3 protein-coding genes are annotated in these 3,412 nt (G+C 70.8%); 2 read left to right on the forward strand and 1 reads right to left on the reverse strand.

Features of this window, described 5'->3' with window-relative positions; all coding sequences use genetic code 11:
* Positions 1-264 (forward strand): rhodanese-like domain-containing protein (locus D7Y13_RS40030; protein WP_120631005.1); only part of this gene is annotated, 264 nt, incomplete at its 5' end.
* A 7-nt stretch (positions 265-271) separates the two neighbouring features.
* Here D7Y13_RS40030 and D7Y13_RS40035 read toward each other — a convergent pair.
* The gene (locus tag D7Y13_RS40035; RefSeq protein ID WP_120538352.1) at positions 272-2,500 is read right to left on the reverse strand and encodes a serine/threonine-protein kinase; all 2,229 of its coding nucleotides are present in this window, start codon (positions 2,498-2,500) and stop codon (positions 272-274) included.
* A gap of 30 nt (positions 2,501-2,530) precedes the next feature.
* Between D7Y13_RS40035 and D7Y13_RS45420 the strand changes: the two genes are divergently transcribed.
* Positions 2,531-3,184 (forward strand): hypothetical protein, encoded by a 654-nt coding sequence (locus D7Y13_RS45420; protein ID WP_147444537.1) that lies wholly within the window; start codon positions 2,531-2,533, stop codon positions 3,182-3,184.
* Positions 3,185-3,412 lie beyond the last annotated feature (228 nt).

The following is a 3,412-nucleotide window of genomic DNA, read 5'->3' on the forward strand; positions in this document are numbered from 1 at the left end:
GTCCTGGTGGATGTGCGCTTCGTCCACGAGCACGAGTGGGTGGCCCTGCCGGACTCCGTGCTGATGCCCCTGCCGGAGCTGGAGGAGCACGCCGAGGCCCTCCAGGCCTTCCGGGGCCGCCCCGTCGTCGTCTACTGCCACCACGGGGTGCGGAGCCTGGACGGCGCCGCGTACCTGCGTGACCTGGGGCTGGAGGCCGTGTCGCTCAAGGGCGGCATCGACCTGTACTCGCGCACCGTGGACCCGTCCCTGCCCCGCTACTAGCGGGGGTTTAGAGCGAGGACTCCAGGTCCAGCGGCAGGTCCGTCGTCTCGCCGGGCTTGATCTTGGCCTCGAAGGAGACGGGTTCCTTCAGCTTGGCGCCGCGCAGCTCCAGACGCTGCTCGCCTTCCATCAGCTTCAGCGTGGTGGAGGCGCTGCCCAGCGACTGGTTGTTCCGGTACACGGTCAGGCCGGTCATCGTCCTGGGCGTGATCTTCAGCCGGAGCGTGCCTTCCTTGAAGGTGCGCTCGAAGGTCTTCAGCTCGCCGGGCTGACCGAACGCCAGCTCCTCCGAGTCCTCCAGGTAGATGCCCTGGGCCTCGTTCTCCAGGATGAGCGTGTCCTGCAGGTGGGCGCCCTGCGCGCGCGTGAGCGGCGCGGTGCCCAGCGCCGTCACCGGCTCCGCGCTGCCACAGCGCGGCGTGTGCCGCACCGACACCTTCACCGGCTGGTTGGTGTTCACCGTGAGCCACACGCCCTGCGCATCCACGGCCTTGGAGGTCGCCGCCGCGAGGATGGGCTCCCGGAAGAGGACCAGCACCGCGAGCAGGCCCACGATGAAGCCCACCGTGGCCACCGTGCGCACGGCCTGCCCCCGGGGACGCGCCGGCTCATCCCGCACCGCCGGGGCGTTGTTCCTCGAAGGACGCCGCGGGGCGGAGTCCTCGTCGTCCACCGGCACGGGGCGTGGGCGCGGGGCATCCACGCGGCTGGAGGTGCGGCGGCGCGGCGCCTCGATGGCGGCCTGCTGGCTGGTGCTGGTGCGGCGGCGCACCACGGGCGCCGGCACCGTGTCCGGATCATCCTCCGGCGGAGGCAGGCGGGTGCGCTCGTCGTCCTCCTCCACGTCCATGCGCTGCACGCCGGAGCGGGAACGCGAGGGCGGAGGCTCCGACACCGGCACCACGCGCGACATCGTGCGCCGGGGCGGCGGAGGCGTGGGCACGTCCTCCATCGGCTGGCTGCGCAGGTCCGAGCGCGAGTTGGTGCGCGCCACCTGCGTGACGCCCGGGTTGCTGGAGGACGTGTTGCGGCGGGCCACCGGCTCCGACACGCTGGAGCGGCGGCGCGGCTGCGACTCCACGCCCGTGAGCGACGGCGCGTCGTACTCGTTCGGATCCTCCGGGATGACGGCCGGCGCCATGCCCGTCGCGCGGCGGGGCGCGGCGCCCGTGCGGGTGTTGCCACGCGCGCGCTCGCGCTGCGAGGACGACTCACCCGGCGGGGCCTCCCAGCTCATCTCCGCGGGCGGCCGGGGCGGCGACGTGCTGGAGTCCTCGCCCACCGGGACGAACTGGCCCTGCTTCAGCTCCTCCGCCAGCCGGTCCGAGAAGAGCGTCTTCATCAGCTCGGAGATCTGCACCGAGCCCACCACCCAGCGCTCGTTGACGAGCAGCTCCTCCAGGGCGGACTGCAGCTCCCGCGCGGTGTCGTAGCGGTCATCCGCGCTCTTCGCCAGGGCGCGCATCACCACGTGGTCCATGTCCCGGGGCACGTCGGCCACCTCGGACGGCGCGGGGATGGCGCACTCCATGGCGGCCTGCAGCGTGGCCAGCTCCGAGTCCTTCTTGAGCGGCCGGTGCCCGGTGAGCATCTCGTACAGCACCAGGCCGATGGCGAAGATGTCCGCGCGGGCGTCCAGGTGCTTGCCGGCGGCCTGCTCGGGCGCCATGTACGCGAACTTGCCCTTGATGGCGCCGGACTTCGTCATGGAGGCCTGATCCGCGGCCTTCGCGATGCCGAAGTCCACCAGCTTCACCGAACCATCAAAGCTGATCAGGATGTTCTGCGGGGAGATGTCCCGGTGCACCACGTTGAGCGGGCGGCCCGCGTCATCCGTGCGGCTGTGCGCGTAGTAGAGGCCCTCGCACGCGGAGGCGACGATGCGCACCGCCAGCGGCCGGGCGATCCACTGGTTCATCCCGCTGGCCTTGCGCATGACCCGGCCCAGGTCCTCGCCGTGGATGAACTCCATGGCGATGTAGTAGGTCCCGTTGGCCTCGCCGAACTCGTACACCTGCGCGATGTTCGGGTGGTTGAAGCGCGCGGCGATCAGCGCCTCGTTGCGGAACATCTCCACGAACTCGCGGTCCTCCGCCAGGTGCGGGAGGATGCGCTTGACGACAACGTCCTTCTGGAAGCCCTCGATTCCGGACTGACGCGCAAGCCAGACCTCGGCCATGCCGCCCGTGGCGAGCTTCTTGAGGAGCTGGTATTTCCCGAAGGCTTGAGGGTTCATCCCGGGCACTCCCCGGGGGGAGCGGGCTCAGTGGAAGGTGACAGGGCAGCGCATCTTAGGGGACAGCGGCCGTCGAGGCAAAGCCGCAGGTCCACCTTCCTGGGGTGGGTCGTCGCGACCTGCCTGCTGACCCTGCATGCCGTCGCGGCCCCCGCTGCGGATCAGATCAAGGTCGAGCGTCGCAACGAAGTCCTTGCGCTGACCTGGCAGGACGCCGAGGACACGCTCCAGGGCGTCATCACCCCCGCCGAACCCCACCCCGGCGAGCCCCTGCGCCTGACGCTGTCGGTGGGCAACATCCAGGGGCCCCCCTTCGAGGGAGGCGTCACCGTCGCGTTCTCCCAGGAGGGCGTGCCCGGTCAGGTGACGCGCGCCCTGAAGAGGGACGCGGTGGGGTGGAGCACGGAGTTCGTCCCCCCGGAGACCGGCGCCTGGGACGTGGACGTCCGCTTCCTCACCTCCCGGCCCAAGGCGCTCCACGCGAAGTTCACCGTGAGCGAACCCGGCGTGCCGCTCATCGTCTGGCGCACCCTCCTGGGACTCGTCGGGATCCTGGTGCTCGTGGGGGTGCTGCGCGCCCTGACGCAGCGCGAAGTACCCGTGGAAGTCCCCGTGGAACCCCCCGCCGGGTCGCCCGCGGAACCTTCCACCGAAGCTCCGGTGGATCCGCCCGCTGATCGGTAACACCGCCCTTCTTACAGCCCGGCCTTACAGGCCCGCGTGACCCGGAGAGGGAAAAAACCTTCCCATCCTGGGTCTCGTCACGGCCCTGTCACATGGCATCCAGGCCGCCAGCCCCTTCCCAATGTCCGTCAGTGCACGTCCCTGCCCTGGGCACCAGGGTTGCACGGGGGAGCAGGCAGGGACGTACGGCGTCGGGTTTTTCCGGGCGGGGAGACATCAGGCATGGGC

It is taken from the genome of Corallococcus praedator (genome assembly GCF_003612125.1).
In the GTDB taxonomy this organism is placed as follows: Bacteria; Myxococcota; Myxococcia; order Myxococcales; family Myxococcaceae; genus Corallococcus; species Corallococcus praedator.

Bases quoted from the DNA above. Each gene is read 5' to 3' on its own strand.
- D7Y13_RS40035 (WP_120538352.1), bottom strand. From the start codon at position 2,500: ATGAACCCTCAAGCCTTCGGGAAATACCAGCTCCTCAAGAAGCTCGCC.